Raw genomic sequence first — 23,473 nt, forward strand, 5'->3', positions numbered from 1 at the left:
GTCGGGTTTAAGGAACGCTTTATGAGTCTGGCACTGTTCCCTCTCAATACCGTGCTGTTCCCGGGCTGCACCCTCGACCTGCAGCTGTTCGAGGCGCGCTATCTGGATATGATCAGCCGCTGCATGAAAAAGGACGAAGGCTTTGGCGTGGTGTGCATCCTCGATGGCCAGGAAGTCGGCCTGGCCCCGGACGGCTATGCGGTGATTGGCTGCGAAGCCCTGATTCGTGATTTCAAGCAGCAGGACAACGGCTTGCTGGGGATTCGGGTCGAGGGTGGGCGCAGGTTTCGCGTGCGCGAGGCCCAGGTGCAGCGCGATCAGTTGTTGGTGGCCGATGTCGAGTGGCTGCAAGAGCAACCCGAACGAGCGCTGGACGAAGAAGATGCCGATCTGTTGGCCCTGCTTGAGGCCCTGGCGCAACACCCGATGGTCGCTTCGCTGGACATGGGCGCCGATGCGCAAGGCCAACAGGAGTTGAGCCACCGCCTGGCCTACCTGTTGCCGTTTACCGACCCCGACAAGATCGAGTTGCTGCAACTCGACGACCCCCAGCAACGCTTGGACGCCATTCAATTGCTGCTGGACGAGTTGCAGGGCGAGCTGTTCCCGTGAGCCTGGTAGGCTCGGATTTATCCGCGCCAGCTTGGGATTTTTCAGCGGTGCCGCGTGCCCATCGCCTGAAATAGTGGAGCCTCAGCCACCACTATCAGGGAATGAACATGATTCGATTGTCGCCATCGGAGCAATTGGTCTGGGACGCTTTTTTCGTCAGTGTGACCGCACAAGTGATTCAGCAGGCAGGCGAGCGTGGCCCGGAGTACATTGCCGAGCGCGCTGCGCAAATTGTCGATGAAATGTTGCTGGAGCGCCGGGAGCGCTGCGCCGAGCGGCGTTACGCTCCCGTGGATTGGATGAGCCCGGCGTAGCTCAATAAGCGTAGCGCAGCAAGGCGTGGGAGGTGCCGGTCAGGGCAAAGAACCCCAGGACCGCCACGCACCCCGGCACGATCAACCACCACACCTTTGGCGCCATGGCCGGTAGCAGGCTGTGGCGCTGGCTCAAGGTCAGGCTGAAGGCGCAGACCGTCATGGCCAGCAAGGTGCCGGCGAGAATATCGCTCGGCCAGTGGGCCCCCAGGTACACCCGCGACAGGGCAATGGCAGCGGCCGGAATGGCGCCCAGCAGCAGCCAGGCCAGGCGCATGCGGGTCGGTTGGCCGCGACCGGCCAGCACCGCCAACGCGAGGAAGAACGCAAACGAGCCCGAGGCGTGGCCGCTGGGCATGCTGAAGCTGGTCAGCGGGTCGACGAGGATTTCTGGCCGGCCGCGGGCAAAGAACAGCTTGCTCCCGGTATTGATCAGTGCGGCCCCGAGCAGGGTGGCGCCGACGAAAATCCCCTGGCGCCATTGGCGTGCCAGCAACAGCAGGCCGGTCAGCACCGCGCTGGCGACGAACATCTTCTTGAACTCACCCAACTGGGTGATCATCACCATGGCCCGGTCCATGGCCGGGCTGCGGTGTTCCTGGACCAGGGCCATCAAGCCTTGGTCAAAATGGTTCAGGTGCGGGTAGCCGATAAACATCGCGATCAACAACGCCAGGCTGGCGCAGCCCATCCACAGCGTGGCCCGGCGGTGGCCGCGCAGGGTGCTGTTGAGGGCGATGCCGAACAACACGGCCAGGCAGGCGGCGACCACCCCGGCTTCGGGCCAGAACCCTTCGGGCAGCGGCAACCGAAACGCCGCACCGGCGGCCCAGCCAGGCAGCAGATAGGCTATTGACCAACCGGTGGCGGCCAGCACGCTGACGGCGGCAAAGCGCGGGAAGGGCATGTCGCACATCCCGGCGACCATGGGCAGCATCGGCCGCAATGGCCCAATGAAACGTCCTACCAGCAAGCTGACGATGCCGTACTTTTGAAAGTAAGCCTCGGCCCCGTCCATCCACTCGGGATGATGGCGCAGGCCGGGCAGGCGCCGGATATTCTGGTGGAAATGCCGGCCCAGGTAGTAGGAAATCCCGTCGCCCAAGAGCCCACCAAGCAGGCCCAGCAGAAGGGTTTCACCCAGGGACAGCGCGCCGCTGCCGGCCAGTGCGGCAATGGCGAACAGCAACACCGTGCCTGGCACGATAATCCCGGCGATGGCCAGGCATTCCACAAAGGCGACGATAAACACCGCCGCGGCCAGCCATTGCGGGTTAAGGGTCAGCCAGCCAGTAATGCCATCGAGCCATGGGCCCATACAATCTTCTCCATCAGTGGTGATGTCCCTCTGTAGGAGCGAGCTTGTGTGGGAGCGGGCTTGCTCGCGATGCAGGCGACTCGGTATGACTGACAGACCGAGGTGATGCTATCGCGAGCAAGCCCGCTCCCACATAAGCCCATTCCTGCAGGGCATATTTCAAATCAAAACGTAATCGCGGCCTTCGACCTGACCGCGTCGCAACGGGTTCCGTGTGCAATAGGGCGCGAAGCCAGCATCGACGAAGCGATACATCAAGTGTTCATCCCGCCCACCGGGAATGCCCAGGCGGGTGGTCTGGATAATCTGCGCGGGCGCCACGCCCACATCTTCGACGTACAGCTGCTCCTGGTCGAAGCGCTTGGCGTCCCACATCGGCACCTTCAACCCCAGGGCCTTGCACAGCAGGGTTTGTCCGGCGCAGAGCTTTTGGGCCGGGCGCGGGCGGCCGTTGGCGTCGGGGTTGTTGAGGAGCATTTGCGCCAGGCTGGCAGGTCCCGAAACGTCATCTACCCAGGGGTAAGCCGACTTGATCAGCACAGCGTTGCCCGGCCCCTGCGCGCTGAAGTTCAGGGAGTCGCCGCCGCGGGCGTAGTACATATAGATGTGGCCGCCATCCAGAAACAAAGCCTTACGCTTTTCTGTGTAGCCTAAGGACGCATGACTGCCTTTTTCGGCCAGGTAATAGGCTTCGGTTTCAATAATTCGCGCCGACAGCCACAAATCGCCGACCCGATGGCGGATGACTTTGCCCAGCAAATCTTTCGCGAGCGTTTGCGCGTCGCGGTCGAAAAAGCCATCAGGCAGGGGGTTGGCGGGGATCTTGGGGGGGGAATTGGACATGACGATGGACGGTTGCACAGGCCAAATGTGACAGGATGATATCAACTTCAGCCTTAATCACCGCTGAACGTCGAGTTTTTACAGTTCATTTCGACCATCCGCCCCTCACCGCTGTCCGTAGGACGGCGCGACAGCTATAATCTGCCGCTTTCCTCTTTGCCAAGACCCCACCAGACCATGACTGAGTCCGTTCTTGACTACATGACCCGCCTGGGTCGCGCTGCCCGTCAGGCCTCGCGGTTGATCGCCCGTGCGAGCACCGCGCAGAAGAACCGTGCCCTGCTGGCCGCCGCCGACGCTCTGGATGCCGCGCGCTCCGAGCTGACCGCCGCCAACGAGCTGGACCTGGCCAACGGCCGGGCCAATGGTCTGGAGCCGGCATTGCTGGATCGCCTGGCGCTGACGCCGGCACGTATCGACGACATGATCGAAGGCCTGCGCCAGGTAGCCAAGCTGCCTGACCCCATCGGTGAAATCCGCGATATGCGCTACCTGCCTTCAGGTATCCAGGTCGGCAAGATGCGCGTGCCCCTGGGCGTGATCGGCATCATCTATGAGTCGCGTCCCAACGTGACCATCGACGCCGCGAGCCTGTGCCTGAAGTCCGGCAACGCCACCATCCTGCGTGGCGGCTCCGAAGCCATCCATTCCAACCGCGCCATCGCCGCCTGCATCCAGCAAGGCCTGGCCGTGGCCGAGTTGCCGGCTGAAGTGGTGCAAGTGGTGGAAACCACCGACCGCGCCGCAGTCGGGGCGCTGATCACCATGCCGGAATATGTCGACGTGATCGTGCCGCGCGGTGGCAAGAGCCTGATCGAACGTGTCAGCCGTGATGCCAAGGTGCCAGTTATCAAGCACCTGGATGGCGTCTGCCATGTATTTATCGACGTGGCGGCCGATCTCGACAAGGCGATCCGCATTGCCGATAACGCCAAGACCCACCGCTACGCGCCGTGCAACACCATGGAAACCCTGTTGGTCCACGCCGGCATTGCCGAGCGCGTGTTGCCGCCGCTGGCTGCAATCTACCGTGACAAGGGCGTGGAGCTGCGGGGTTGCGAGCGTACCCGGGCATTGCTGGGCAGCGACGTGATCGAAGCCACCGAGCAGGACTGGTACACCGAATACACGGCGCCGATCCTGTCGATTCGTATCGTCGATGACCTGGACCAGGCCATCGAGCACATCAATACCTACGGCTCCAAGCATACCGACGCCATTGTTTCCGAGCATTTCAGCGATGCCCGGCGTTTTCTCACCGAAGTGGACTCCGCTTCGGTGATGATCAACGCCTCGACGCGTTTTGCCGACGGCTTCGAGTACGGCCTGGGGGCGGAGATCGGGATTTCCACTGATAAGCTGCATGCCCGTGGCCCGGTTGGCCTGGAAGGCCTGACGAGTGAGAAGTACGTGGTCTTTGGCGACGGTCATGTGCGCACTTGATGGGTAAACGCATCGGGCTGCTCGGCGGTACCTTCGACCCCGTGCACATCGGCCATCTGCGCAGTGCCCTGGAAGTGGCGGATACCCTCGGGCTGCAAGAGCTGCGGCTGATCCCCAATGCCCGGCCGCCGCACCGGGACACGCCACAGGTCAGCGCGCAGGAGCGCCTGGCGATGGTGCAGTGCGCGGTGGCCGGGATTGCCCCGCTGGTGGTGGACGACCGCGAGCTCAAGCGCGATAAACCGTCCTACACTATCGACACCCTGGAACAGACGCGGGCCGAGTTGGCCGCCGATGACCAGTTGTTTCTGCTTTTGGGCTGGGACGCATTTTGCGCACTGCCCACTTGGCATCGCTGGGAAGAGTTGCTCCAGCATTGCCACATCCTGGTTTTGCAACGCCCGGATGCCGACAGCGAACCGCCGGATGCCTTGCGCAACCTGCTGGCAGCGCGGTCGGTAAGTGACCCACAGGCCCTGACCGGGCCGAGCGGGAATATTGCATTCGTCTGGCAGACCCCGCTTGCGGTGTCCGCCACCCAGATCCGTCAACTGCTGGCCAGCGGTAAGTCGGTACGTTTCCTGGTGCCTGACGCGGTCCTGGCCTACATCGATGCGCACGGGCTTTACCGTGCGTCGAACTGAAAAGGCGCGCTTGAAGGCACGAATAGTCGTGTATTGAAGCGCCCGAACTAATGAGCAAAACGAGTTTTATATGACGAACAAAGACGTAAGCAAAGTTAAGCGCAAAGGCACGTTCAAGAGCGCACCGTTGCCGGTAGAAGCCCTGCTGGTCCCAGCTCCAGAAGGCGAAGCGCTGGTAGCGCTGGCTGTAGCCGCCCTGGAAGACGTGAAGGCCCAGGACATCCAGGTCCTGGACGTGCGCGACAAGCAAAGCATCACCGACTTCATGATCATCGCCACCGGTACCTCCAACCGCCAGATCGGCGCGATGCTGGACAAGGTGCGCGAAGCCGTCAAAGCCCAGGGCGTCAAGCCACTGGGTGAAGAAGGCAAGGGCGATAGCGACTGGGTGCTGGCTGACCTGGACACCGTGATCGTCCACATGATGACCAGCAACGCTCGCCAGTTCTACGACCTGGAGCGCCTGTGGAAAGGCGCCGAGCAGAGCCGTGCCGCCGATGGCAAGCACCACAGCCCTGAAGTCGGTCACGCGCACTTCGACAAGCTCAACAAAGACCAGGAATAAGGAACGGCTGTGCGCCTGCGTCTGATTGCTGTCGGTTCACGCATGCCCAAGTGGGTGGAAGAAGGCTGGCATGAATATGCCAAGCGTCTGCCATCCGAATTGGCGCTGGAGCTGGTGGAAATACCCCTCAACACCCGGGGCAAGAACGCCGATGTGGCGCGCTTTATCCGTCAGGAAGGCGAGGCGATGCTGGCCAAGGTCGGTGCCAACGAGCGCATCGTCACCCTTGAGGTGCACGGCAAACCCTGGAGCACCGAGCAGTTGGCGGTGGAACTGGATCGCTGGCGCCTGGATTCGCGCACGGTCAACTTCATGGTCGGCGGCCCCGAGGGGCTGGCGCCGGAAGTCTGCGCGCGGGCCGATCAGCGCTGGTCGCTGTCGCCCCTGACGTTGCCCCATCCGCTGGTGCGGATTCTGATTGGTGAACAGCTGTATCGCGCCTGGACAGTCCTGTCCGGGCACCCTTACCACAAATAGTCTGCGCCCTGCCTGATGACCCAGCCGATCCGCATCAAGGACCACGAGAAAGACGCACGTCTTGTACGCGCGCGCGTGATCTTTGGCGCGATCGCGGTGGTGGCGTTGATGTGTGTGTTGATCGCCCGCCTGTATTACCTACAGGTGATCCAGTACGAGTATCACTCCACGTTGTCGGAAAACAACCGGGTGCATGTGCAGCCGATTCCGCCGACCCGTGGCCTGATTTTCGACCGCAATGGCGTGGTGATCGCCGATAACCGGCCCAGTTTCAGCCTGAGCATGACTCGCGAGCGTTCCGGTGACTGGCAGCAGGTCCTCGATGTGATTGTCGAGGTGCTGCAACTGACGCCGGAAGACCGGGTGATCTTCGAGAAACGCATGAAGCAGGGGCGGCGCCCGTTTGAACCGGTGCCGATCCTGTTTGAGCTGACCGAAGAGCAGATCGCCAGGATCGCGGTGAACCAGTTCCGTCTGCCGGGGGTGGAAGTGGTGGCGCAGCTGGTGCGCCATTACCCGCAAGGGGCGCACTTTGCCCACTCGGTCGGTTATATGGGGCGGATCAACGAAAAAGAGCTGAAAACCCTCGATCCGGTCAATTACAGCGGCACCCACCATATCGGCAAGACCGGCATCGAACGTTTCTACGAGCCGGAACTGCACGGCCAAGTGGGTTACGAGGAGGTCGAGACCAACGCCCGTGGCCGTGTGCTGCGGGTGCTCAAGCGCACCGACCCGATTCCCGGCAAAGACATTGTCCTGAGCCTGGATATCAAGCTGCAGGAGGCCGCGGAAATGGCCCTCGGTGGCCGTCGTGGCGCGGTGGTGGCGCTGGATCCGAACACCGGCGAGGTGCTGGCGATGGTCAGCCAGCCGAGTTTCGACCCCAACCTATTTGTCACCGGGATCAGCTTCAAGGCTTATGCCGAGCTGCGTGATTCCATCGACCGGCCGTTGTTCAACCGGGTGCTGCGCGGCCTGTATCCGCCAGGCTCGACCATCAAGCCGGCGGTGGCGATTGCCGGCCTGGATGCGGGGGTTGTCACTGCTTCCAGCCGGGTTTTCGACCCGGGTTACTACATGTTGCCCAACTACGATCACAAGTACCGTAACTGGAACCGCACCGGTGACGGCTATGTGGACCTGGATACGGCGATCATGCGATCCAACGACACCTACTTCTATGACCTGGCCCACAAGCTGGGGATCGATCGTTTATCGACCTACATGGGCAAGTTCGGCCTCGGTCAGAAAGTGTCCCTGGACATGTTTGAAGAATCCCCAGGCTTGATGCCTTCCCGCGAGTGGAAGCGTGCTACCCGGCGCCAGGCCTGGTTCCCGGGGGAAACCCTGATCCTGGGGATCGGCCAGGGCTATATGCAGGCCACGCCCTTGCAGCTGGCCCAGGCTACGGCGCTGGTCGCCAGCAAGGGCAAGTGGATCCGCCCGCACCTGGCCAAGACCATCGAGGGTGAGAAACCGGTGGATGAAAACCCGATCCCGGACATCGTCCTGCGTGATTCTTCCGACTGGACCAAGGTCAACCATGGTATGCAGCAAGTGATGCACGGCGCGCGCGGTACTGCGCGCAAGGCCGCTGCTGGCGCGCAATACCGGATCGCCGGCAAGAGCGGTACCGCCCAGGTAGTGGCGATCAAGCAGGGCGAGAAATACGACCGCTCCAAGGTTCAGGAGCGCCATCGCGACCACGCCTTGTTTGTCGGTTTTGCCCCGGCCGACAACCCGAAAATCACCGTGGCGGTGATGGTCGAGAACGGCGAGTCCGGTTCCGGCGTGGCCGCCCCGGTGGTGCGCCAGATCATGGACGCCTGGTTGCTGGACCAGGACGGCAAGCTCAGGCCTGAGTTTGCCAACCCTTCAAGCGCGGAGGCTACGGCCCGTGAAGAGTAATTTCGACCGCATTCTCTCCAGTGAGGATGTGATGCGTCGCCGCGCCACCTTGTTGCAGCGCATGCACATTGATGGCCCGTTGCTGATCCTGCTGCTGACCCTGGCGGCCGGCAGCCTGTTCGTACTGTATTCGGCCAGTGGCAAGAACTGGGACCTGCTGATCAAGCAAGCGTCGTCGTTCGGCCTGGGCCTGTTGTCGATGGTGGTCATTGCCCAGCTGGAGCCGCGTTTCATGGCGCGCTGGGTGCCGCTGGGATACGTCGCAGGCGTGCTGCTGCTGGTGGTGGTGGACGTCATGGGGCATAACGCCATGGGCGCCACCCGCTGGATCAATATCCCGGGGGTGATTCGCTTCCAGCCGTCGGAATTCATGAAGATCCTGATGCCGGCGACCATCGCCTGGTACCTGGCCAAGCGCACCTTGCCGCCCCAGCTCAAGCACGTAGGCATCAGCCTGATCCTGATCGGCATTCCGTTCATCCTGATCGTGCGCCAGCCCGACCTCGGCACCGGCCTGCTGATTCTCGCCGGCGGTGCGTTCGTGCTGTTCATGGGCGGCCTGCGCTGGCGCTGGATCATCAGCGTGCTGGTGGCAGCCGTGCCGGTGGCCGTCGCCATGTGGTTCTTCTTCATGCACGATTATCAGAAGCAGCGGGTCTTGACCTTCCTCGATCCCGAGAGCGATCCGTTGGGCACCGGTTGGAACATCATCCAGTCCAAGGCGGCCATCGGTTCCGGCGGCGTGTTTGGCAAGGGCTGGTTGCTGGGCACCCAGTCGCACCTGGACTTCCTGCCGGAAAGCCACACTGACTTTATCATCGCGGTGATGGGCGAGGAGTTCGGCCTGGTGGGCATTTGCGCACTGCTGCTGATCTACTTGCTGTTGATCGGGCGTGGCCTGGTGATTACCGCGCAAGCGCAGACGTTGTTCGGCAAATTGCTCGCCGGTGCGCTGACAATGACTTTTTTTGTTTACGTTTTCGTCAACATCGGTATGGTCAGTGGCCTGCTGCCGGTGGTTGGGGTGCCGTTGCCGTTCATTAGCTACGGCGGAACTTCGCTGGTGACATTACTGTCAGCGTTTGGGGTTTTGATGTCGATCCATACCCATCGCAAGTGGATCGCACAGGTTTGAATAAGGTGAAGATGTCAATGCAAGCAATGCGCGGCTGGGCTGCTCGATATGCGTCCTGCCTGGGCTTGTTGGGCGCCTTTGGCGCTGCACAGCCAGCCCTGGCCGGCGATTACGACGGCTCGCCCCAGGTCGCCGAATTTGTCGGTGAGATGACGCGTGACTATGGTTTCGCCGGCGAACAACTGATGGGCGTGTTCCGCGAGGCGCAGCGCAAGCAGGCGATACTCGACGCCATTTCCCGCCCCGCCGAACGCGTCAAGCAGTGGAAGGACTATCGCCCGATGTTCCTCACCGACGCCCGCGTGGCGCGGGGTGTGGATTTCTGGCGGCAGCACGAGGCCGTGCTGGCCCGTGCCGAGCAGGAATATGGCGTGCCGGCCCAGGTGATCGTCTCGATCATCGGCGTTGAAACCTTTTACGGGCGCAATACCGGCAGTTACCGGGTGATCGACGCCTTGTCGACCCTGGGCTTCGATTACCCGCCCCGCGCCGAATTCTTCCGCAAGGAACTGCGTGAGTTCCTGCTGCTGGCCCGTGAAGAGCAGGTCGACCCGCTGACCCTCAAAGGCTCCTACGCCGGGGCCATGGGCCTGCCGCAGTTCATGCCTAGCAGCTTTCGTGCCTACGCCGTGGATTTTGACGGTGATGGCCATATCAACATCTGGAGCAACCCCGATGATGCCATCGGCAGCGTTGCCAGCTACTTCAAGCGTCATGGCTGGGTGGCTGGCGAGCCGGTGGTGATCCGCGCCGATGTCACGGGCGATCGCGCCGATGAAGGCCTGACCCAGGGGATCGAGCCGGTGAAAACCGTCGGGGAGTTGCGGGCGCTGGGCTGGTCAAGTCATGATGCGCTGCGCGATGATATGCCGGTTACTGCCTTCCGCCTGGAAGGTGCAGACGGCCCGGAGTACTGGATGGGCCTGAAGAATTTTTACGCAATCACGCGTTATAACCGCAGTGTGATGTACGCCATGGCCGTGCATCAGCTGTCAGACATGCTGGTTCAAGCACGGGGCGTCAAGTAATGCGGGTATCGCCGATCAATAAACCGCTCAAGCTGGTGGCGCTGGCCGCATTGTCCTTGCTGGTTGTCAGTTGCTCCACCAGCCGCGCGCCGGCGCAGAAGGCCAGTGGCCCGGTAGTCCGCGCGCAGCCGGGGCTGGATATCAACCGGGCCCACAAGGACGGCGCGCCGTGGTGGGACGTCGATGTCTCGCGCATCCCGGATGCCACGCCGACCCTGCATACCGGCAACTATAAAGCCAACCCCTACACGGTGCTGGGCAAGACCTACTTCCCGCTGCAAGAGTCCAAGAACTACGTGCAGTCGGGCACCGCATCCTGGTACGGCACCAAGTTCCACGGCCAGAACACCGCCAACGGCGAAGTGTATGACCTGTATGGCATGAGCGCGGCGCACAAGACCCTGCCGCTGCCGGCCTACGTACGGGTGACCAACCTGGACAACAACCGCGTGGTAATCCTGCGGGTCAACGACCGTGGGCCGTTCTACTCCGACCGAATCATCGACTTGTCCTACGCTGCCGCGAAAAAACTCGGCTATGCCGAATCCGGCACGGCGCGGGTCAAGGTCGAAGGCATCGATCCGGCCCAGTACTGGGCCCAGCGCGGCAAGCCAGCGCCATTGATGCTCAACGAACCACAAAGCGCACAACCGCAGATCACCGCTTCGGCGGGCAAGGTCGAGCAGTGGACGCCGCCGCCCCAGCAGCACGCCGCGCCAGTCGTGGCGGTGCCACAGGCGGCGCCGGGCAATGCAGCGGGCGGGCAGTACCTGCAAGTCGGCGCTTTCGCCAACCCGGATGCGGCAGAACTGTTAAGGTCCAAGCTCAGCGGGATGGTCAGCGCGCCAGTGTTTATCAGCTCCATCGTGCGTAACCAGCAGACCCTGCACCGGGTACGCCTGGGCCCCATCGGCTCGGCGGGCGAGATTGCCCAGGTGCAGAACAGCGTGCGACTGGCCAACCTGGGTCAGCCCAGCGTGGTCAGCGCCGAATAAGCAGTAGCGGATCTGGGGTGCTGGCGCGTTTGCGTGCCGGGGCCCTGGTTGCAGGCTCGTCGAATAATAAAAACCCGAAGGCAAGGGTTGAGCTGGCAACTGAATACGCGACAGCCTGGCAACGGGCTGTCTGAATAGTTTTGCCCGCGAGGGCAAGTTTCCATAAGCAATTTCGAGAGACGGATGAACATCACCACCTTAGCCAAACGCCTGTGCCTGCTTGTCCCGCTGATCATCGCGCCCGCTGCCTGGGCCGTCGAAATGATGCCAGCGCCACCGCAACTGGCTGCCAAGTCCTACGTGCTCATGGATGCCGCAAGCGGCAACGTGCTGGTCGAAAACAACGGTGACCAGCGCCTGCCGCCGGCCAGCCTGACCAAGCTGATGACCGCCTACATCGCGACCCTGGAAATCCGTCGCGGCCAGATCGGTGAAAACGATCCGGTGACCGTCAGCGAAAACGCCTGGCGTACCGGCGGTTCGCGGATGTTCATCAAGGTCGGCTCCCAGGTGACTGTCAGCGACCTGCTGCACGGCATCATCATCCAGTCCGGTAACGACGCCAGCGTCGCCCTGGCCGAGCATATTGCCGGCAGCGAAGATGCATTCGCCGACATGATGAACAAAACCGTGACTGACCTGGGCATGACCAACAGCCACTTCATGAACCCGACCGGTCTGCCAAACCCAGACCACTACTCGTCGGCCCATGACATGGCGATCCTGGCCCGCGCGATCATTCGCGTCGACCCGGTGCACTACGCCATCTACTCCCAGAAAGAGTTCTTCTGGAACAACATCAAGCAGCCTAACCGCAACCTGTTGCTGTGGCGCGACAAGACCGTCGATGGCCTGAAAACCGGCCACACCGACGAGGCCGGCTACTGCATGGTGTCCTCGGCTGTGCGTGATGGCCAACGCTTGATCGCCGTGGTGTTCGGCACCAACAGCGAGCAGGCCCGTGCGGCTGAAACCCAGAAGCTGCTGACCTACGGTTTCCGCTTCTTCGAAACCCAGACCTTCTACCAGAAGGGCGCTGAGCTGGCCCAGGCTCCTGTGTGGAAAGGCACCGAGCGTCAAGTCAAGGCCGGCCTGGCTGACGACCTGACCTTGACCATGCCTAAAGGCCAGCTGAAGAAACTGGCTGCCAGCATGACCATGAACCCACAACTGACCGCGCCAATCGCCAAGGGCGATGTGATCGGTAAAGTCGAAGTGAAGCTGGACGACAAAGTCGTACACAGCGCCGATCTGATCGCACTCGACGCCGTTGAGGAAGGTGGTATCTTCCGCCGCGTGTGGGATAGCATCCGTCTATTCTTCTACGGCTTGTTCAACTGATTGTGTGCACCCGCAAAGCCCTGCGTTGATCCGACGCGGGGCTTTGCTCGTCGCCACGGCTTACCGCTTACGAGGCCGTTACGCCATGACCGATAAAGAAGTAAAGGCGCCAAAGATCGAATTCCCGGTGACGGACTATCCCGTCAAGGTGATCAGCGATACCGGTGTGGGCAACAAAGACAAGATCCTCGAGATCATGCGTAAACACGCAACGATCAACGACAACCGTGTGGATGAGCGCTTGAGCACCAACGGTAAGTACACCACGATCCAGTTGCACATCGTTGCGACCGGTCAAGACCAGCTTTACGACATCAACAGCGAACTGCGAGCCACCGGTTTCGTACATATGGTGTTGTGATGTCACAGGTCCTGGGCTTTCGCGAGCTCGGCCAGATGGCGTACGAGCCTGTCTGGCACGCCATGCAGCGCTTTACCAATGAGCGCGGCAGCTCGGCTCCCGACGAAATCTGGCTGGTGGAGCACCCGCCGGTATTCACCCAGGGCCAGGCTGGCAAGGCCGAGCATCTACTACTTCCGGGTGATATTGCGGTGGTGCAGGTCGACCGGGGTGGTCAAGTGACTTACCATGGGCCCGGACAACTGGTGGCTTACTTGCTGCTGGATGTGCGCAAGCTGGGTTATGGCGTGCGTGAGCTGGTCAGTCGCATGGAGAACTGCCTGATCGAGCTGCTTGCCAGTTACGGTGTGACTGCCGCGGCCAAGCCCGATGCTCCAGGTGTGTATGTCAACGGCGCGAAAATCGCCTCCCTGGGCCTGCGTATTCGTCATGGCTGTTCCTTTCATGGCCTGGCCCTGAACGTGGACATGGACCTGGCGCCGTTTCTCCGGATCAATCCCTGTGGTTACGCCGGTTTGGCCATGACCCAGTTGAGCGATCACGCAACACCCATAGAATTTGCCGAGGTAAGTGCCCGGCTGCGCGCGCAGCTCGTCAAACACCTCGACTATGCTGAGCAGACGACCCTGACGGGCGGAATCGACTGATATGACTACTGATGTTGTGCAAACCATGATCCCGACGCTGGACATTACCGACCGTCCGGCCCCGGCTCCGCGTGCCAAGGTGGAAGCCGGCGTCAAGCTGCGCGGCGCCGAGAAGGTTGCACGCATCCCGGTGAAGATCATTCCGACCACCGAACTGCCGAAAAAGCCCGACTGGATTCGCGTGCGCATCCCGGTCTCGCCGGAAGTCGACCGTATCAAGGCGCTGCTGCGCAAACACAAACTGCACAGCGTGTGCGAAGAAGCCTCCTGCCCGAACCTAGGCGAGTGCTTCTCTGGCGGCACCGCGACCTTCATGATCATGGGTGACATCTGCACCCGTCGCTGCCCGTTCTGCGACGTTGGCCACGGCCGGCCCAAGCCACTGGACGTCAACGAGCCGGAAAGCCTGGCCATCGCCATTGCCGACCTGAAACTCAAGTACGTGGTGATCACCTCGGTTGACCGCGATGACCTGCGCGACGGCGGTGCCCAGCACTTTGCCGACTGCATCCGTGAAATCCGCAAATTGTCGCCGAATGTGATGCTTGAGACCCTGGTCCCGGACTACCGTGGCCGCATGGACGTCGCCCTGGAAATCACCGCCGCCGAGCCGCCAGATGTGTTCAACCACAACCTGGAAACCGTGCCACGCCTGTACAAGGCCGCGCGCCCGGGTTCGGACTACCAGTGGTCGCTGACCCTGCTGCAGAAATTCAAGCAGATGATGCCGCACATCCCCACCAAGTCCGGCCTGATGCTGGGCCTGGGCGAAACCGACGAAGAAGTCATCGAAGTCATGAAGCGCATGCGCGAACACGACATCGACATGCTGACCCTCGGTCAGTACCTGCAGCCGTCGCGCAGCCACTTGCCGGTGCAGCGTTTCGTGCACCCGGACACCTTTGCCTGGTTTGCCGAAGAAGGTTACAAGATGGGCTTCAAGAACGTCGCGTCGGGCCCGCTGGTGCGTTCGTCGTACCACGCCGACGAGCAGGCCAAGCTGGTCAAGGCTAGCCTGGTTTCCTGAGCCTTGGCGCCCATCTGTCTGGATGGGTGTGTATGGAGCTGGCTTGTGTGGGAGCGGGCTTGCCCGCGATAGCATCGCCTCGGTGCAACTGATACACCGAGGCGTCTGCATCGTGGGCAAGCCCGCTCCCACAGTTCGTTGCGCTGTACAGAATAGGGAGAACCAAGGATGACCGACCCGCTTGCCACCGCCGTACCCGCCCTGCGCGCCGAAGGCGTGATCGGCCTCATCGCTCCCGCCGGCCCCGCCGCGCTGGATGTTGACAAGGCCGGGCAATGGATGCGCGCCCGTGGCTACGAGCTGCGGATCTTCTCGGGGGTGTATGAGCGCGATGGCTACCTGGCCGGCAGCGATAAAGTCCGCCTGCGTGATCTGCATGCGGCCTTTGCCGACCCCGAGATCGACGCCATCTTCTGCCTGCGCGGCGGCTACGGCACCCCGCGTTTGCTCGACAGCGTGGATTTCGCGCTGCTGGCGGCCAATCCCAAGCCCTTCGTCGGCTACAGCGATATCACCGCGCTGCACTTGGCGATCAGTCGCTACGCCGGCTTCGTGACTTTCCACGGCCCGATGCTGAATGCCGACCTGCTCGGTGACAAGCAACAACCCACCGAATCATCACTGTTCAGCCTGCTGCGTGGGCGGCTGGGCGCTGGCAGTGTGCTGGCGCACCCAGTGGCGTACCCGTTGACCACCGTTGAGCCTGGCATCGCCTGTGGGCGCCTGTTGGGGGGCAACCTGTCGATGATCGCGGCCGTGATGGGCACGCCCTTTGAGCTTGATGCCGACGGCATCATTCTGTTTATCGAGGACGTCAATGAGCCGATCTACCGCGTCGACCGCCTGCTGACGCACTTGCGCCTGGCGGGCAAGCTGGCGCAGGTGCGCGGTGTGCTGGTGGGGGATGTGGCGGGGGTGGATAGTGTGGCGCTGGAGCGGCTGTTGAAACAGACCTTCCAACCATTCTGTGTTCCGGTCCTGTCCGGCTGGCGCAGCGGCCATTGCGACCCCAATCTGACCTTGCCGATGGGCGCCTTGGTGCGCCTTGATGCGGGGGAGCAGCGGTTGGTGCTGGAGCAGGATGTGGTGTCTCGGCTCTGAGTGTTTTGCCGCCTGTCAGCACGCTATCGCGAGCAAGCTGGCTCCCACAGGGAATGGCATTCCAAATGTGGGAGCGGCAGTCGCCCTACGCCGATTTATCGGCTACGCAACGACTCCAACAACTTCACTGTCGGATACCCATCCGCCGGCCAGCCCAACGACTGCTGCGCCGCCCGAATCGCCTTGCGCGTATTGGCGCCGATAATCCCGTCCGGGTTGCCAGCCTCATAGCCCTTGGCACTCAACACCGTCTGCAATTCGATACGCTGGGAGCGGGTCAGCGGCAGTTCGTCCGTTGGCCAATCCCCGCGAATCACCCCGCCACCGCCAAAGCGCTCGGACAACAGGCCGACCGCCAGGGCGTAGGACGACGAGTTGTTGTACTTGAGGATTGCGCGGAAGTTGTCCAGCACCAGGAACGCCGGGCCGCGATGGCCGGCCGGCAGCAGCAGGGCGGCCGATAGCGTTTCTACGTTGGGTGGCACGCTGGCCCCGGCCGGCACCTGCAGGCCGAGTTTCATCCACTCGCCGACCGGCTTGCGCACTGCACCATCCGCCAGGGCATAGTCGAAGTTCGCCGGCAATTGCCGCACCTCAAAGCCCCACGGTTGGCCTTTCTGCCAGCCCGAGCTTTGCAGGTAGTGCGCGGTGGAGGCGAGGGCGTCGGCCGAGCTGTTCCAGATGTCGCGGCGACCGTCGCCATCGAAGTCCACCGCGTGGGTGTTGTAGGTGGTCGGTATGAATTGGGTCTGGCCCATGGCACCGGCCCAGGAACCGCGCATTTGCTCGGCCGGGATATCACCGTGCTGGATGATTTGCAGCGCAGCCAGCAACTGCGCCTGGGCGAATGCCGGGCGACGGCCTTCGTAGGCCAGGGTCGCCAGGGAGCGGATCACCGAGTTATTGCCCTGGAACGAACCGAAGTTGCTTTCCATGCCCCACACCGAGACCAGTACCTGGCGATCGACACCGTAGCGCTGCTCAATGCTTTGCAGGATATCGGCGTGCTTGACCAGCAGGGCCTGGCCGTTGCGCACACGCAGCGGCGACAGGGCGCCGTTGAGGTATTCCCATACCGGGCGGGAAAACTCCGGTTGGCTGCGGTCGGCACGGATGACCGCCATGTCAGGGGTGACGTTGGCGAAGGCCGTGTCGAATACTGCAGGGGTGATACCGGCTTTCAGCGCTTCGACGCGAAAACCTGCCTGCCATTGGGCAAAGGTCTGGGTCGGCTGGATATCGAGATTGCTCACGGCCAGGGGCGCAACTACGGCGGGTGCGGCAACCGGTGCGGTCTGGAGCGTGGGCAGGGGCTGAGCGTCGGCGGCGGTGGGTTTTTCGGCGCAGGCGACTAACAGGATCAGGCTGGAGGCAGCAATCAATTGGCGAAGGTGCCAACGACGGGAAAGACTAGAGGGCATGCACAGGTCCAGGAAATACGAATCAGGTGCAGACCTTATCATGCCAGAGGGGCGCTTGCCTTCAGGCAGCCAGAAAGTAAGAAGCCTCCCAGCTATTAGACTGGAAGGCTTCGCGGCGGTAGCTGCCTTTGCCTTTGCCGGCGGGTTCCTGGCGACTGCGGAACAACGGCTGGGCGATGATGGATTTGGCCTTGTTGGGGCCATGCTTGGATGGCTTTTTGCTCATAATCGGGACTCTCCGATGGGGTGGGGGATGCGGTGCGAATCATCTGCCGAAGTTTGGCTGCTGTCCAGCCCGGCGCGATGTAGGAAATATCAAAGACCTGAATACGGCGACGATCAAACCTGTAGGAGCTGGCTTGCCAGCGATGCAAGCACCTCGGTATGTCAGTCACACCGTGGTGATGCCATCGCTGGCAAGCCAGCTCCTACATTGGATTTGTGGTGTTTGGGCGAGCGTGCTATTCGGCTGGCAGTGCCAGGCGCTGGCCGGACATCAGCAGCGACAAACGGCTCAAGCTCATCCACGGTGACCCAGCCGCCTGGCCCTTGATCTGCGCATCGATGCGCTGGGCTTCGAGCAACAGTTGCGCCCAGCGTTGCGCCGAGTGCCGTTGCAGGGCCTTGCTCATCAGGGGCTTGCGCTTGTCCCATACCGGCGGGCGGGCTTGGCTGAAAGCCTTGTCCAGCGGCGTACCCTGGCTGTATTGCAGGGCGATATTGGCCAGCAAGCGCAACTCCCGCGCCAGGGCCCAGAGAATCACCGGCGGCTCGACCCCTTCACCGCGCAGCCCTTCGAGCATGCGCAAGGCATGGGCCGCGTCGCCATTGAGGATCGCATCCACCAGCCCGAACACGTCAAAACGCGCGCTGTCGGCCACCGCGCCTTGCACTGTCTCGACGGTGATCTGGCCACCTTCGGCCATCAGCTTGAGCTTTTCGATTTCCTGGGCGGCGGCCAGCAAGTTGCCTTCAACCCGGGCGGCGATCAACTCGACCGCGTCCTGGCTGGCAGACAACCCGGCTTGGGACAGGCGTTGGCGAATCCATTGTGGCAACTGATTGCTGTCGACTGGCCAGATCTGGATGAACTGGGTTTGCGCCCCTTCCACCAGGGCCTTACCCCATTTGGTCTTCTGCGCACTGCCATCGAGCTTGGGCAGGCTGATCAGCAACAGCGTGTCCTCGGCGGGGCGGGCGCAATATTCCATCAGGGCCGCCGCGCCTTTGTCGCCGGGCTTGCCCGAGGGCAGACGCAGCTCCAGCAGGCGTTTTTCGGCAAACAGCGACATGCTCGCCCCGGCCTGGAGCAGGGTGCCCCAGTCGAAGCTGGCATCGGCGCTGAACACCTGGCGCTCATCAAAGCCTTGCTGGCGCGCAGCCTGGCGGATGGTGTCGGCAGCTTCCTGGCACAACAGCGGATCATCGCCACTGACGATGTACACAGGCGCGAGGTTGCCTTGCAGGTGTTTGGCGAGTTGGGCGGGGGCGAGTTTCATAGGCTGGATGGACGGGGCGCATGACGCGCCCCGCCTGGTTTACTCGGCAGGGACTTCAACAGGCGATTGCTTGGGAATGCTGTTTTCGTAGTCCTGCGCGGCTTTCAGCGCCTCGGCATCTGCCTTGGCCTTGGCGTCGGCAGTCTGTTGCAGAGCGTCGAGCTGGGCCGGGCTGATCATTTGCAGGCGCAGGACCATACGCTGGACCAGGTCACGGCGCATTTCATTGCGCACCTGATTGACCTCCGTGTCGGAGCCCACCAGGTTGTTGCCGTCATGCGTCACGACTTTCTGCACTTGCAGCTTGTCGCTGATCAGCGGCAACTGGTCGTGGCCCTGGATCTGGAACATGAGCACGCTGCTCAACTCGATGTCCGAAGACCGGCCGGCACTGGCGTAGCTGAGGTTACGCTGGGTCTCTTTCTCGTCGATCAGTACCAGCTTGTAAGCGGCACCGTTATAGACTTTGACGCCGCTGTTTTCCAGGGTTTGGCGCAGCTGGGTCACGGTTTCGCCATAGGCGTTGCGCGCGCTGACATCCAGTTCCTTGATCGCCAGTTCCGTGGTGCCAGTGCCGCGCAGCTGGAAGCCGCAAGCGCTCAGCAGTACGGCAAGGCCCATAACCAGCAGGTTGCGTTTGATCATTTTGTTGCTCCCCTTGAAACCATGTGGGCCTTATCGAGGCCCTGGAGGTTTTGTTCGGCGCCGGGGCTCTTTCCCTGGCGCCCGATCCGATTAGCTAGCGACGATATTGACCAGTTTGCCGGGCACCACGATCACTTTGCGGATCGTCAGGCCTTCGGTGAAGCGCAGCACGTTCTCGTTGCTACGCGCGGCGGCTTCGACTTCTTCGCGGCTGGCGCTGGCAGGCATGTCGATCTGGCCGCGCAGCTTGCCGTTGACCTGAATCACCAGTTGCAGCGTGTCCTGGACCAGGGCGCTGTCATCCGCGACCGGCCATGCAGCATCGATCACCGCGCCGCTGTGGCCCAACTGGCTCCACAGGTCGTGGCTGATGTGCGGGGTGATCGGCGCCAGCAGCAGGACGACTGCTTCCAGGCCTTCCTGCACCAGTGCGCGGTCTTGTTCGGTAGCCTGTGGCGCTTTTTCCAGCACGTTCATCAGCGTCATGACCTGGGCGATGGCGGTGTTGAATTTGTGATGCTGGCCCACGTCCTGGCTGGCTTGCTTGATGGCCAGGTGGGTGCTGCGGCGAATGAGCTTTTGCTCGTCGCTCAACGACGCCACGTCCAGCTTGCCCGGCAAGCCCTGGCTGATATGGGCATGCGCCAGGCGCCAGACGCGCTTGAGGAAGCGGTGCGAACCTTCGACACCGGAGTCCGACCATTCGGCGCTCATGTCAGGCGGCGAGGCGAACATCATGAACAGGCGGCAGGTGTCGGCGCCGAACTGGTCGATCATCGACTGTGGGTCGACGCCGTTGTTCTTCGACTTGGCCATCTTCTCGGTGCCGCCGATTTCCACCGGCAGGCCGTCGGATTTCAACTTGGCACTGATCACCTTGGCCTTGCTGTCACGCTCAAGCTCCACGTCCGCCGGGTTGAACCAGGTGTAGGCGCCATTGGCTTCGCGGCGATAGTAAGTCTCGGCGATCACCATGCCCTGGGTCAGCAGGTTCTTGAACGGCTCGTCGGAGCTGACCAGGCCTTCGTCACGCATCAGCTTGTGGAAGAAGCGTGCGTACAGCAGGTGCAGGATCGCGTGTTCGATGCCACCAATATACTGGTCCACCGGCAACCAGTGGTCGGCCGCGGATTTTTCCACCAGGCCGCCTTCATAGTGCGGCGAGGCGTAGCGGGCGTAGTACCACGAGGACTCGACGAAGGTGTCCATGGTGTCGGTTTCACGCTTGGCAGGCTGGCCGCATTTCGGGCAACTGCACTCGTAGAACTCGGGCATGCGCGCCAATGGCGAACCGGCGCCGTCCGGCACCACGTCTTCAGGCAGTACCACCGGCAATTGGTCTTCCGGTACCGGTACGTCGCCACAGCTTTCGCAGTGGATGATCGGGATCGGGCAGCCCCAGTAGCGCTGGCGGCTGATGCCCCAGTCGCGCAGGCGGAACTGGGTGCGCGAGGCACCGAGGTTTTTCTTGATCAGGGCGACTTCCATGGCGTCGAAGGCGCCTGCGAAGTCCAGGCCGTCGAACTCGCCGGAGTTGATCAGGGTGCCGTGTTCGTTATAAGCGTCCTGCCACGGGGCCGGGTTGGTTTCACCGGAGCTGGTGCGCACCACGGACTTGATCGGCAGGTTGTACTTGGTGGCGAATTCGAAATCGCGCTCGTCGTGGGCGGGCACTGCCATTACTGCGCCATCGCCGTAGTGCATCAGCACATAGTTGGCGACCCATACCGGCAGTTTTTCGCCGGTCAGCGGGTGCTCGACAAACAGCGAGGTCGGCAGGCCCTTTTTCTCCTGGGTGGCGACGTCGGCTTCGGCCACGCTGCCGCCTTTGCATTCGGCGATAAAGGCCTGCAACTCAGGGTTGTTTTTTGCGGCCAGGGTGGCCAGCGGGTGTTCGGCGGCCACGGCGACGTAGGTCGCGCCCATCAGGGTGTCGGGACGGGTGGTGAAGACTTTCAGTGCGCCAGCAACGCCTATGGAATCCACGTTGTACGGGAACTGCACTTCCATGCCCTTGGACTTGCCGATCCAGTTGCGCTGCATGGTCTTGACCTGTTCAGGCCAGCCCGGCAGGTCGTCGAGGCTCGACAAGAGCTCATCGGCATAGGCGGTGATCTTGAAGTAGTACATCGGGATTTCGCGCTTCTCGATCAGCGCGCCGGAACGCCAGCCGCGACCGTCGATCACCTGCTCGTTGGCCAAGACGGTCTGATCGACCGGATCCCAGTTCACGGTGCCGCTTTTTTTGTAGATCACGCCTTTTTCGAACAGGCGAGTGAACAGCCATTGTTCCCAGCGGTAGTAGTCCGGCTTGCAGGTGGTCACTTCGCGCGACCAGTCCACGGCCAGGCCCAGGCTGCGCAGCTGGGTCTTCATGTAGGCGATGTTTTCGTAGGTCCACTTGGCGGGCGCTACGTTGTTTTTCATCGCGGCGTTTTCCGCAGGCATGCCGAAGGCGTCCCAACCCATAGGTTGCAGGACGTTTTTGCCGAGCATGCGCTGGTAGCGGGAAATCACGTCGCCGATGGTGTAGTTACGCACGTGCCCCATGTGTAGTTTGCCGCTGGGGTAAGGGAACATCGATAGGCAGTAGTAAGTCTCCTTGCCTGGCTGTTCACTGACTTCAAAGGACTTTTGCTCATCCCAGAAAGTTTGGGCGGCATTTTCTATTTCACGGGGCTGATATTGTTCGTGCATGGCTACTTTTGAACTGAATAGGGGTGGCCTAATCCTCTTCGGTGCATTGTCCGGGTTGATCGACACCAAAAAGCGGCGCGTCCGTGCCCAAACCCTGCGGGAAGTGGAGTTACAGGAAGCGCCGTAGCATACATGACCCCACTCTATCGAGGGAAACCCTGATTGCGCAGCGCAGGCCGTTGGTCGCGGCGTGCGGTTGGTTGCGTCAGCGCAGCTACGCTGTTTATTGGGGAGTGAGACTTATCTTTAATGAGGTGAGGGGATGGTTGATTCGCAGCGAATGAGAACGAAACCGGAAGTGTATGAAGGACTGATCGACCGCTTGGGTCGAGCACTGGACGCAGCAAGAACCGCGGGCCGATTGCGTGACGAACGGCCCGATGAGCTGGAACTGCGAGGCTTGAGCCCTGCAGAGTTTGAAGTGATCAAGGCCTACCTGGACTTGAACGCGCGCCCAATTCCGCAATGGGTGGCTCCTGTGCCAGCCAGGGAGGCGGTGCGATCGTCCAAGGTGGTATGGCTCAAGGACTTGTCGGCCGGCCGCGGCCCGGAAAAGCTGCGGTCTGTACGATTCAAGTAACCTGCTCAGCGTTATCCGCCGCTGGTAAAGATTGTCGCTAAACCCCGTTACACCTTAGGCTTCGGGCATCTTTGGAGATGCTCGATGCCTATTCGTTATTTCATCAAACAATTATTGCTGCCGCCCGGCATTCTCTTGCTGCTGCTGGCCCTTGCCTGGTGGTTTCGCCGCACCCGCCCACGCTTGGCTGGCGTGTGCTTTGCCCTGGGGTTTGGCGGGATGTGGCTCATCAGCCTGCCGGTGATGGTGGAGTGGGGCGCGCGTGCCCTGGAAACCGAGCCGCCATTGGCCCTGGACGACTGGGCCAGCCTGGCACAACGGGCCGATGCCATTGTGGTGCTGGGCTCGGGCCGCGAGCGCGGTGACCCGGCCTGGGGCGCTGATCAGCCGACTGGCGTGGGCCTGGAGCGTCAGCGCTACGCGGCGCGATTGGCCAAGGCCTCGGGCTTGCCGGTGCTGACCACCGGCGGCCTGCACTATGGCACGCCGCCCAGCGAGGCAGAGTTGATGGCGGTGTCGATGCAGCAAGACTTTGGTGTGGCCGTACGCTGGAAGGAAGAGCGCAGCCGCACTACCTGGGAAAATGCGCAGATGAGCGCCGAGATCCTGTTGCCCCAGGGCGTCAAGCGCGTGGTAGTCGTGACCCAGGCCTGGCATATGCCGCGTTCAGTGTGGAGCTTCGAGAAGGCCGGCTTTACCGTGGTGCCGGCGCCGGTCGGCTTCCTGGGAGTGGACAATGCCCGGCCGCTGGGCGGCTGGATGCCGGAGTTCAAGTCGATCTGGCAGAGCGGGCAGTTGATCAATGAGGCGGTGGGGCAGGTAGGTTACCGCCTGTTCTATCGTTGATGGCGCAAATCAAAATGTGGGGC

Annotated in this window: 24 protein-coding genes; 17 read left to right on the forward strand and 7 right to left on the reverse strand. The window is 62.1% G+C overall.

The genetic code is table 11. The features are described from left to right. The first annotated feature begins 21 nt into the window (after positions 1-21). Positions 22-612 carry an LON peptidase substrate-binding domain-containing protein gene (locus AC19YY_RS23125; RefSeq protein ID WP_170041669.1) on the forward strand — a complete coding sequence of 197 codons (591 nt, stop codon included), beginning with the start codon at positions 22-24 and terminating at the stop codon, positions 610-612. A 107-nt stretch (positions 613-719) separates the two neighbouring features. After that, positions 720-926, forward strand: coding sequence for a hypothetical protein (locus AC19YY_RS23130; RefSeq protein ID WP_169951231.1), 207 nt, complete (start codon positions 720-722; stop codon positions 924-926). Between the two features lies 1 nt (position 927). Here the strand turns inward: AC19YY_RS23130 and AC19YY_RS23135 are convergent, their stop codons facing one another. Further along, positions 928-2,244: a bifunctional DedA family/phosphatase PAP2 family protein gene (locus AC19YY_RS23135; RefSeq protein ID WP_500604934.1), complete on the reverse strand. Its 1,317-nt coding sequence runs from the start codon at positions 2,242-2,244 to the stop codon at positions 928-930. Positions 2,245-2,403: 159 nt separating this feature from the next. Beyond that, positions 2,404-3,087 (reverse strand): DNA-3-methyladenine glycosylase, encoded by a 684-nt coding sequence (locus AC19YY_RS23140; protein WP_500604935.1) that lies wholly within the window; start codon positions 3,085-3,087, stop codon positions 2,404-2,406. Between the two features lie 177 nt (positions 3,088-3,264). Here AC19YY_RS23140 and AC19YY_RS23145 point away from each other — a divergent pair, with 177 nt between their 5' ends. From AC19YY_RS23145 to AC19YY_RS23205, 13 genes are all read left to right on the forward strand, one after another. Further along, positions 3,265-4,530: a glutamate-5-semialdehyde dehydrogenase gene (locus AC19YY_RS23145; RefSeq protein ID WP_169951224.1), complete on the forward strand. Its 1,266-nt coding sequence runs from the start codon at positions 3,265-3,267 to the stop codon at positions 4,528-4,530. Then, entirely contained in the window at positions 4,530-5,174 is a 645-nt protein-coding gene (gene nadD, locus AC19YY_RS23150) for a nicotinate-nucleotide adenylyltransferase (RefSeq protein ID WP_169866005.1), read from the forward strand. The genes AC19YY_RS23145 and nadD overlap by 1 nt, the downstream gene beginning before the upstream one ends. A 70-nt stretch (positions 5,175-5,244) precedes the next feature. Beyond that, positions 5,245-5,739, forward strand: coding sequence for a ribosome silencing factor (rsfS, locus tag AC19YY_RS23155; protein ID WP_032861691.1), 495 nt, complete (start codon positions 5,245-5,247; stop codon positions 5,737-5,739). Between the two features lie 9 nt (positions 5,740-5,748). Further along, entirely contained in the window at positions 5,749-6,216 is a 468-nt protein-coding gene (rlmH, locus tag AC19YY_RS23160; protein WP_029292262.1) for a 23S rRNA (pseudouridine(1915)-N(3))-methyltransferase RlmH, read from the forward strand. A gap of 15 nt (positions 6,217-6,231) precedes the next feature. Next, positions 6,232-8,127 carry a penicillin-binding protein 2 gene (gene mrdA, locus AC19YY_RS23165; RefSeq protein ID WP_169951222.1) on the forward strand — a complete coding sequence of 632 codons (1,896 nt, stop codon included), beginning with the start codon at positions 6,232-6,234 and terminating at the stop codon, positions 8,125-8,127. Between the two features lie 31 nt (positions 8,128-8,158). Continuing rightward, positions 8,159-9,262 (forward strand): rod shape-determining protein RodA, encoded by a 1,104-nt coding sequence (gene rodA / locus AC19YY_RS23170; RefSeq protein ID WP_169951409.1) that lies wholly within the window; start codon positions 8,159-8,161, stop codon positions 9,260-9,262. A gap of 17 nt (positions 9,263-9,279) precedes the next feature. Then, positions 9,280-10,290, forward strand: coding sequence for a lytic murein transglycosylase B (mltB, locus tag AC19YY_RS23175; protein WP_169951220.1), 1,011 nt, complete (start codon positions 9,280-9,282; stop codon positions 10,288-10,290). Beyond that, entirely contained in the window at positions 10,290-11,285 is a 996-nt protein-coding gene (locus tag AC19YY_RS23180) for a septal ring lytic transglycosylase RlpA family protein (protein WP_170058467.1), read from the forward strand. Before mltB ends, AC19YY_RS23180 begins: the two co-directional genes overlap by 1 nt. Positions 11,286-11,468: 183 nt before the next feature. Then, complete coding sequence (locus AC19YY_RS23185) at positions 11,469-12,626, forward strand: D-alanyl-D-alanine carboxypeptidase family protein (protein ID WP_029292257.1); 1,158 nt, start codon at positions 11,469-11,471, stop codon at positions 12,624-12,626. An 85-nt stretch (positions 12,627-12,711) separates the two neighbouring features. Further along, positions 12,712-12,987 carry a DUF493 domain-containing protein gene (locus AC19YY_RS23190; RefSeq protein WP_029292256.1) on the forward strand — a complete coding sequence of 92 codons (276 nt, stop codon included), beginning with the start codon at positions 12,712-12,714 and terminating at the stop codon, positions 12,985-12,987. After that, positions 12,987-13,634 carry a lipoyl(octanoyl) transferase LipB gene (lipB, locus tag AC19YY_RS23195; RefSeq protein ID WP_169951215.1) on the forward strand — a complete coding sequence of 216 codons (648 nt, stop codon included), beginning with the start codon at positions 12,987-12,989 and terminating at the stop codon, positions 13,632-13,634. Before AC19YY_RS23190 ends, lipB begins: the two co-directional genes overlap by 1 nt. A gap of 25 nt (positions 13,635-13,659) precedes the next feature. After that, positions 13,660-14,661 carry a lipoyl synthase gene (lipA, locus tag AC19YY_RS23200; protein ID WP_162237654.1) on the forward strand — a complete coding sequence of 334 codons (1,002 nt, stop codon included), beginning with the start codon at positions 13,660-13,662 and terminating at the stop codon, positions 14,659-14,661. Positions 14,662-14,829: 168 nt separating this feature from the next. Next, positions 14,830-15,762 (forward strand): S66 peptidase family protein, encoded by a 933-nt coding sequence (locus AC19YY_RS23205; protein ID WP_500604936.1) that lies wholly within the window; start codon positions 14,830-14,832, stop codon positions 15,760-15,762. Positions 15,763-15,857: 95 nt separating this feature from the next. Here AC19YY_RS23205 and AC19YY_RS23210 read toward each other — a convergent pair whose 3' ends face one another. The 5 genes from AC19YY_RS23210 to leuS form a co-directional block, all read right to left on the reverse strand. Further along, positions 15,858-17,183: a lytic murein transglycosylase gene (locus tag AC19YY_RS23210; RefSeq protein WP_169951202.1), complete on the reverse strand. Its 1,326-nt coding sequence runs from the start codon at positions 17,181-17,183 to the stop codon at positions 15,858-15,860. Between the two features lie 61 nt (positions 17,184-17,244). Beyond that, on the reverse strand, positions 17,245-17,409 hold the full coding sequence (gene arfA / locus AC19YY_RS23215) for an alternative ribosome rescue factor ArfA (protein WP_056744572.1): 165 nt from the start codon (positions 17,407-17,409) through the stop codon (positions 17,245-17,247). Positions 17,410-17,644: 235 nt separating this feature from the next. Beyond that, positions 17,645-18,682: a DNA polymerase III subunit delta gene (gene holA / locus AC19YY_RS23220; protein WP_169951200.1), complete on the reverse strand. Its 1,038-nt coding sequence runs from the start codon at positions 18,680-18,682 to the stop codon at positions 17,645-17,647. Positions 18,683-18,721: 39 nt separating this feature from the next. Further along, a complete protein-coding gene (locus AC19YY_RS23225; RefSeq protein WP_057960695.1) occupies positions 18,722-19,327 on the reverse strand; it encodes an LPS-assembly lipoprotein LptE in 606 nt (201 codons plus the stop codon). A gap of 90 nt (positions 19,328-19,417) precedes the next feature. Continuing rightward, positions 19,418-22,024, reverse strand: a complete 2,607-nt coding sequence (leuS, locus tag AC19YY_RS23230; RefSeq protein ID WP_492633774.1) for a leucine--tRNA ligase — start codon at positions 22,022-22,024, stop codon at positions 19,418-19,420. Positions 22,025-22,286: 262 nt separating this feature from the next. Here leuS and AC19YY_RS23235 point away from each other — a divergent pair, with 262 nt between their 5' ends. Both AC19YY_RS23235 and AC19YY_RS23240 read left to right on the forward strand, forming a co-directional pair. Then, positions 22,287-22,604, forward strand: a complete 318-nt coding sequence (locus AC19YY_RS23235) for a hypothetical protein (protein WP_169951196.1) — start codon at positions 22,287-22,289, stop codon at positions 22,602-22,604. An 84-nt stretch (positions 22,605-22,688) separates the two neighbouring features. Continuing rightward, the gene (locus tag AC19YY_RS23240; protein ID WP_169951193.1) at positions 22,689-23,450 is read left to right on the forward strand and encodes a YdcF family protein; all 762 of its coding nucleotides are present in this window, start codon (positions 22,689-22,691) and stop codon (positions 23,448-23,450) included. Positions 23,451-23,473 lie beyond the last annotated feature (23 nt).

It is taken from the genome of Pseudomonas sp. MF09156, assembly GCF_059862305.1.

Excerpts from the sequence above, each read along its gene's own strand:
- AC19YY_RS23125 (WP_170041669.1), top strand. The coding sequence starts at position 22 with ATGAGTCTGGCACTGTTCCCTCTCAATACCGTGCTGTTCCCGGGCTGC.
- AC19YY_RS23130 (WP_169951231.1), top strand. The coding sequence starts at position 720 with ATGATTCGATTGTCGCCATCGGAGCAATTGGTCTGGGACGCTTTTTTC.
- AC19YY_RS23135 (WP_500604934.1), bottom strand. The coding sequence starts at position 2,244 with ATGGGCCCATGGCTCGATGGCATTACTGGCTGGCTGACCCTTAACCCG.
- AC19YY_RS23140 (WP_500604935.1), bottom strand. The coding sequence starts at position 3,087 with ATGTCCAATTCCCCCCCCAAGATCCCCGCCAACCCCCTGCCTGATGGC.
- AC19YY_RS23145 (WP_169951224.1), top strand. The coding sequence starts at position 3,265 with ATGACTGAGTCCGTTCTTGACTACATGACCCGCCTGGGTCGCGCTGCC.
- nadD (WP_169866005.1), top strand. The coding sequence starts at position 4,530 with ATGGGTAAACGCATCGGGCTGCTCGGCGGTACCTTCGACCCCGTGCAC.
- rsfS (WP_032861691.1), top strand. The coding sequence starts at position 5,245 with ATGACGAACAAAGACGTAAGCAAAGTTAAGCGCAAAGGCACGTTCAAG.
- mrdA (WP_169951222.1), top strand. The coding sequence starts at position 6,232 with ATGACCCAGCCGATCCGCATCAAGGACCACGAGAAAGACGCACGTCTT.
- rodA (WP_169951409.1), top strand. The coding sequence starts at position 8,159 with ATGCGTCGCCGCGCCACCTTGTTGCAGCGCATGCACATTGATGGCCCG.
- mltB (WP_169951220.1), top strand. The coding sequence starts at position 9,280 with ATGCAAGCAATGCGCGGCTGGGCTGCTCGATATGCGTCCTGCCTGGGC.
- AC19YY_RS23180 (WP_170058467.1), top strand. The coding sequence starts at position 10,290 with ATGCGGGTATCGCCGATCAATAAACCGCTCAAGCTGGTGGCGCTGGCC.
- AC19YY_RS23185 (WP_029292257.1), top strand. The coding sequence starts at position 11,469 with ATGAACATCACCACCTTAGCCAAACGCCTGTGCCTGCTTGTCCCGCTG.
- AC19YY_RS23190 (WP_029292256.1), top strand. The coding sequence starts at position 12,712 with ATGACCGATAAAGAAGTAAAGGCGCCAAAGATCGAATTCCCGGTGACG.
- lipB (WP_169951215.1), top strand. The coding sequence starts at position 12,987 with ATGTCACAGGTCCTGGGCTTTCGCGAGCTCGGCCAGATGGCGTACGAG.
- lipA (WP_162237654.1), top strand. The coding sequence starts at position 13,660 with ATGATCCCGACGCTGGACATTACCGACCGTCCGGCCCCGGCTCCGCGT.
- AC19YY_RS23205 (WP_500604936.1), top strand. The coding sequence starts at position 14,830 with ATGACCGACCCGCTTGCCACCGCCGTACCCGCCCTGCGCGCCGAAGGC.
- AC19YY_RS23210 (WP_169951202.1), bottom strand. The coding sequence starts at position 17,183 with ATGCCCTCTAGTCTTTCCCGTCGTTGGCACCTTCGCCAATTGATTGCT.
- arfA (WP_056744572.1), bottom strand. The coding sequence starts at position 17,409 with ATGAGCAAAAAGCCATCCAAGCATGGCCCCAACAAGGCCAAATCCATC.
- holA (WP_169951200.1), bottom strand. The coding sequence starts at position 18,682 with ATGAAACTCGCCCCCGCCCAACTCGCCAAACACCTGCAAGGCAACCTC.
- AC19YY_RS23225 (WP_057960695.1), bottom strand. The coding sequence starts at position 19,327 with ATGATCAAACGCAACCTGCTGGTTATGGGCCTTGCCGTACTGCTGAGC.
- leuS (WP_492633774.1), bottom strand. The coding sequence starts at position 22,024 with ATGCACGAACAATATCAGCCCCGTGAAATAGAAAATGCCGCCCAAACT.
- AC19YY_RS23235 (WP_169951196.1), top strand. The coding sequence starts at position 22,287 with ATGGTTGATTCGCAGCGAATGAGAACGAAACCGGAAGTGTATGAAGGA.
- AC19YY_RS23240 (WP_169951193.1), top strand. The coding sequence starts at position 22,689 with ATGCCTATTCGTTATTTCATCAAACAATTATTGCTGCCGCCCGGCATT.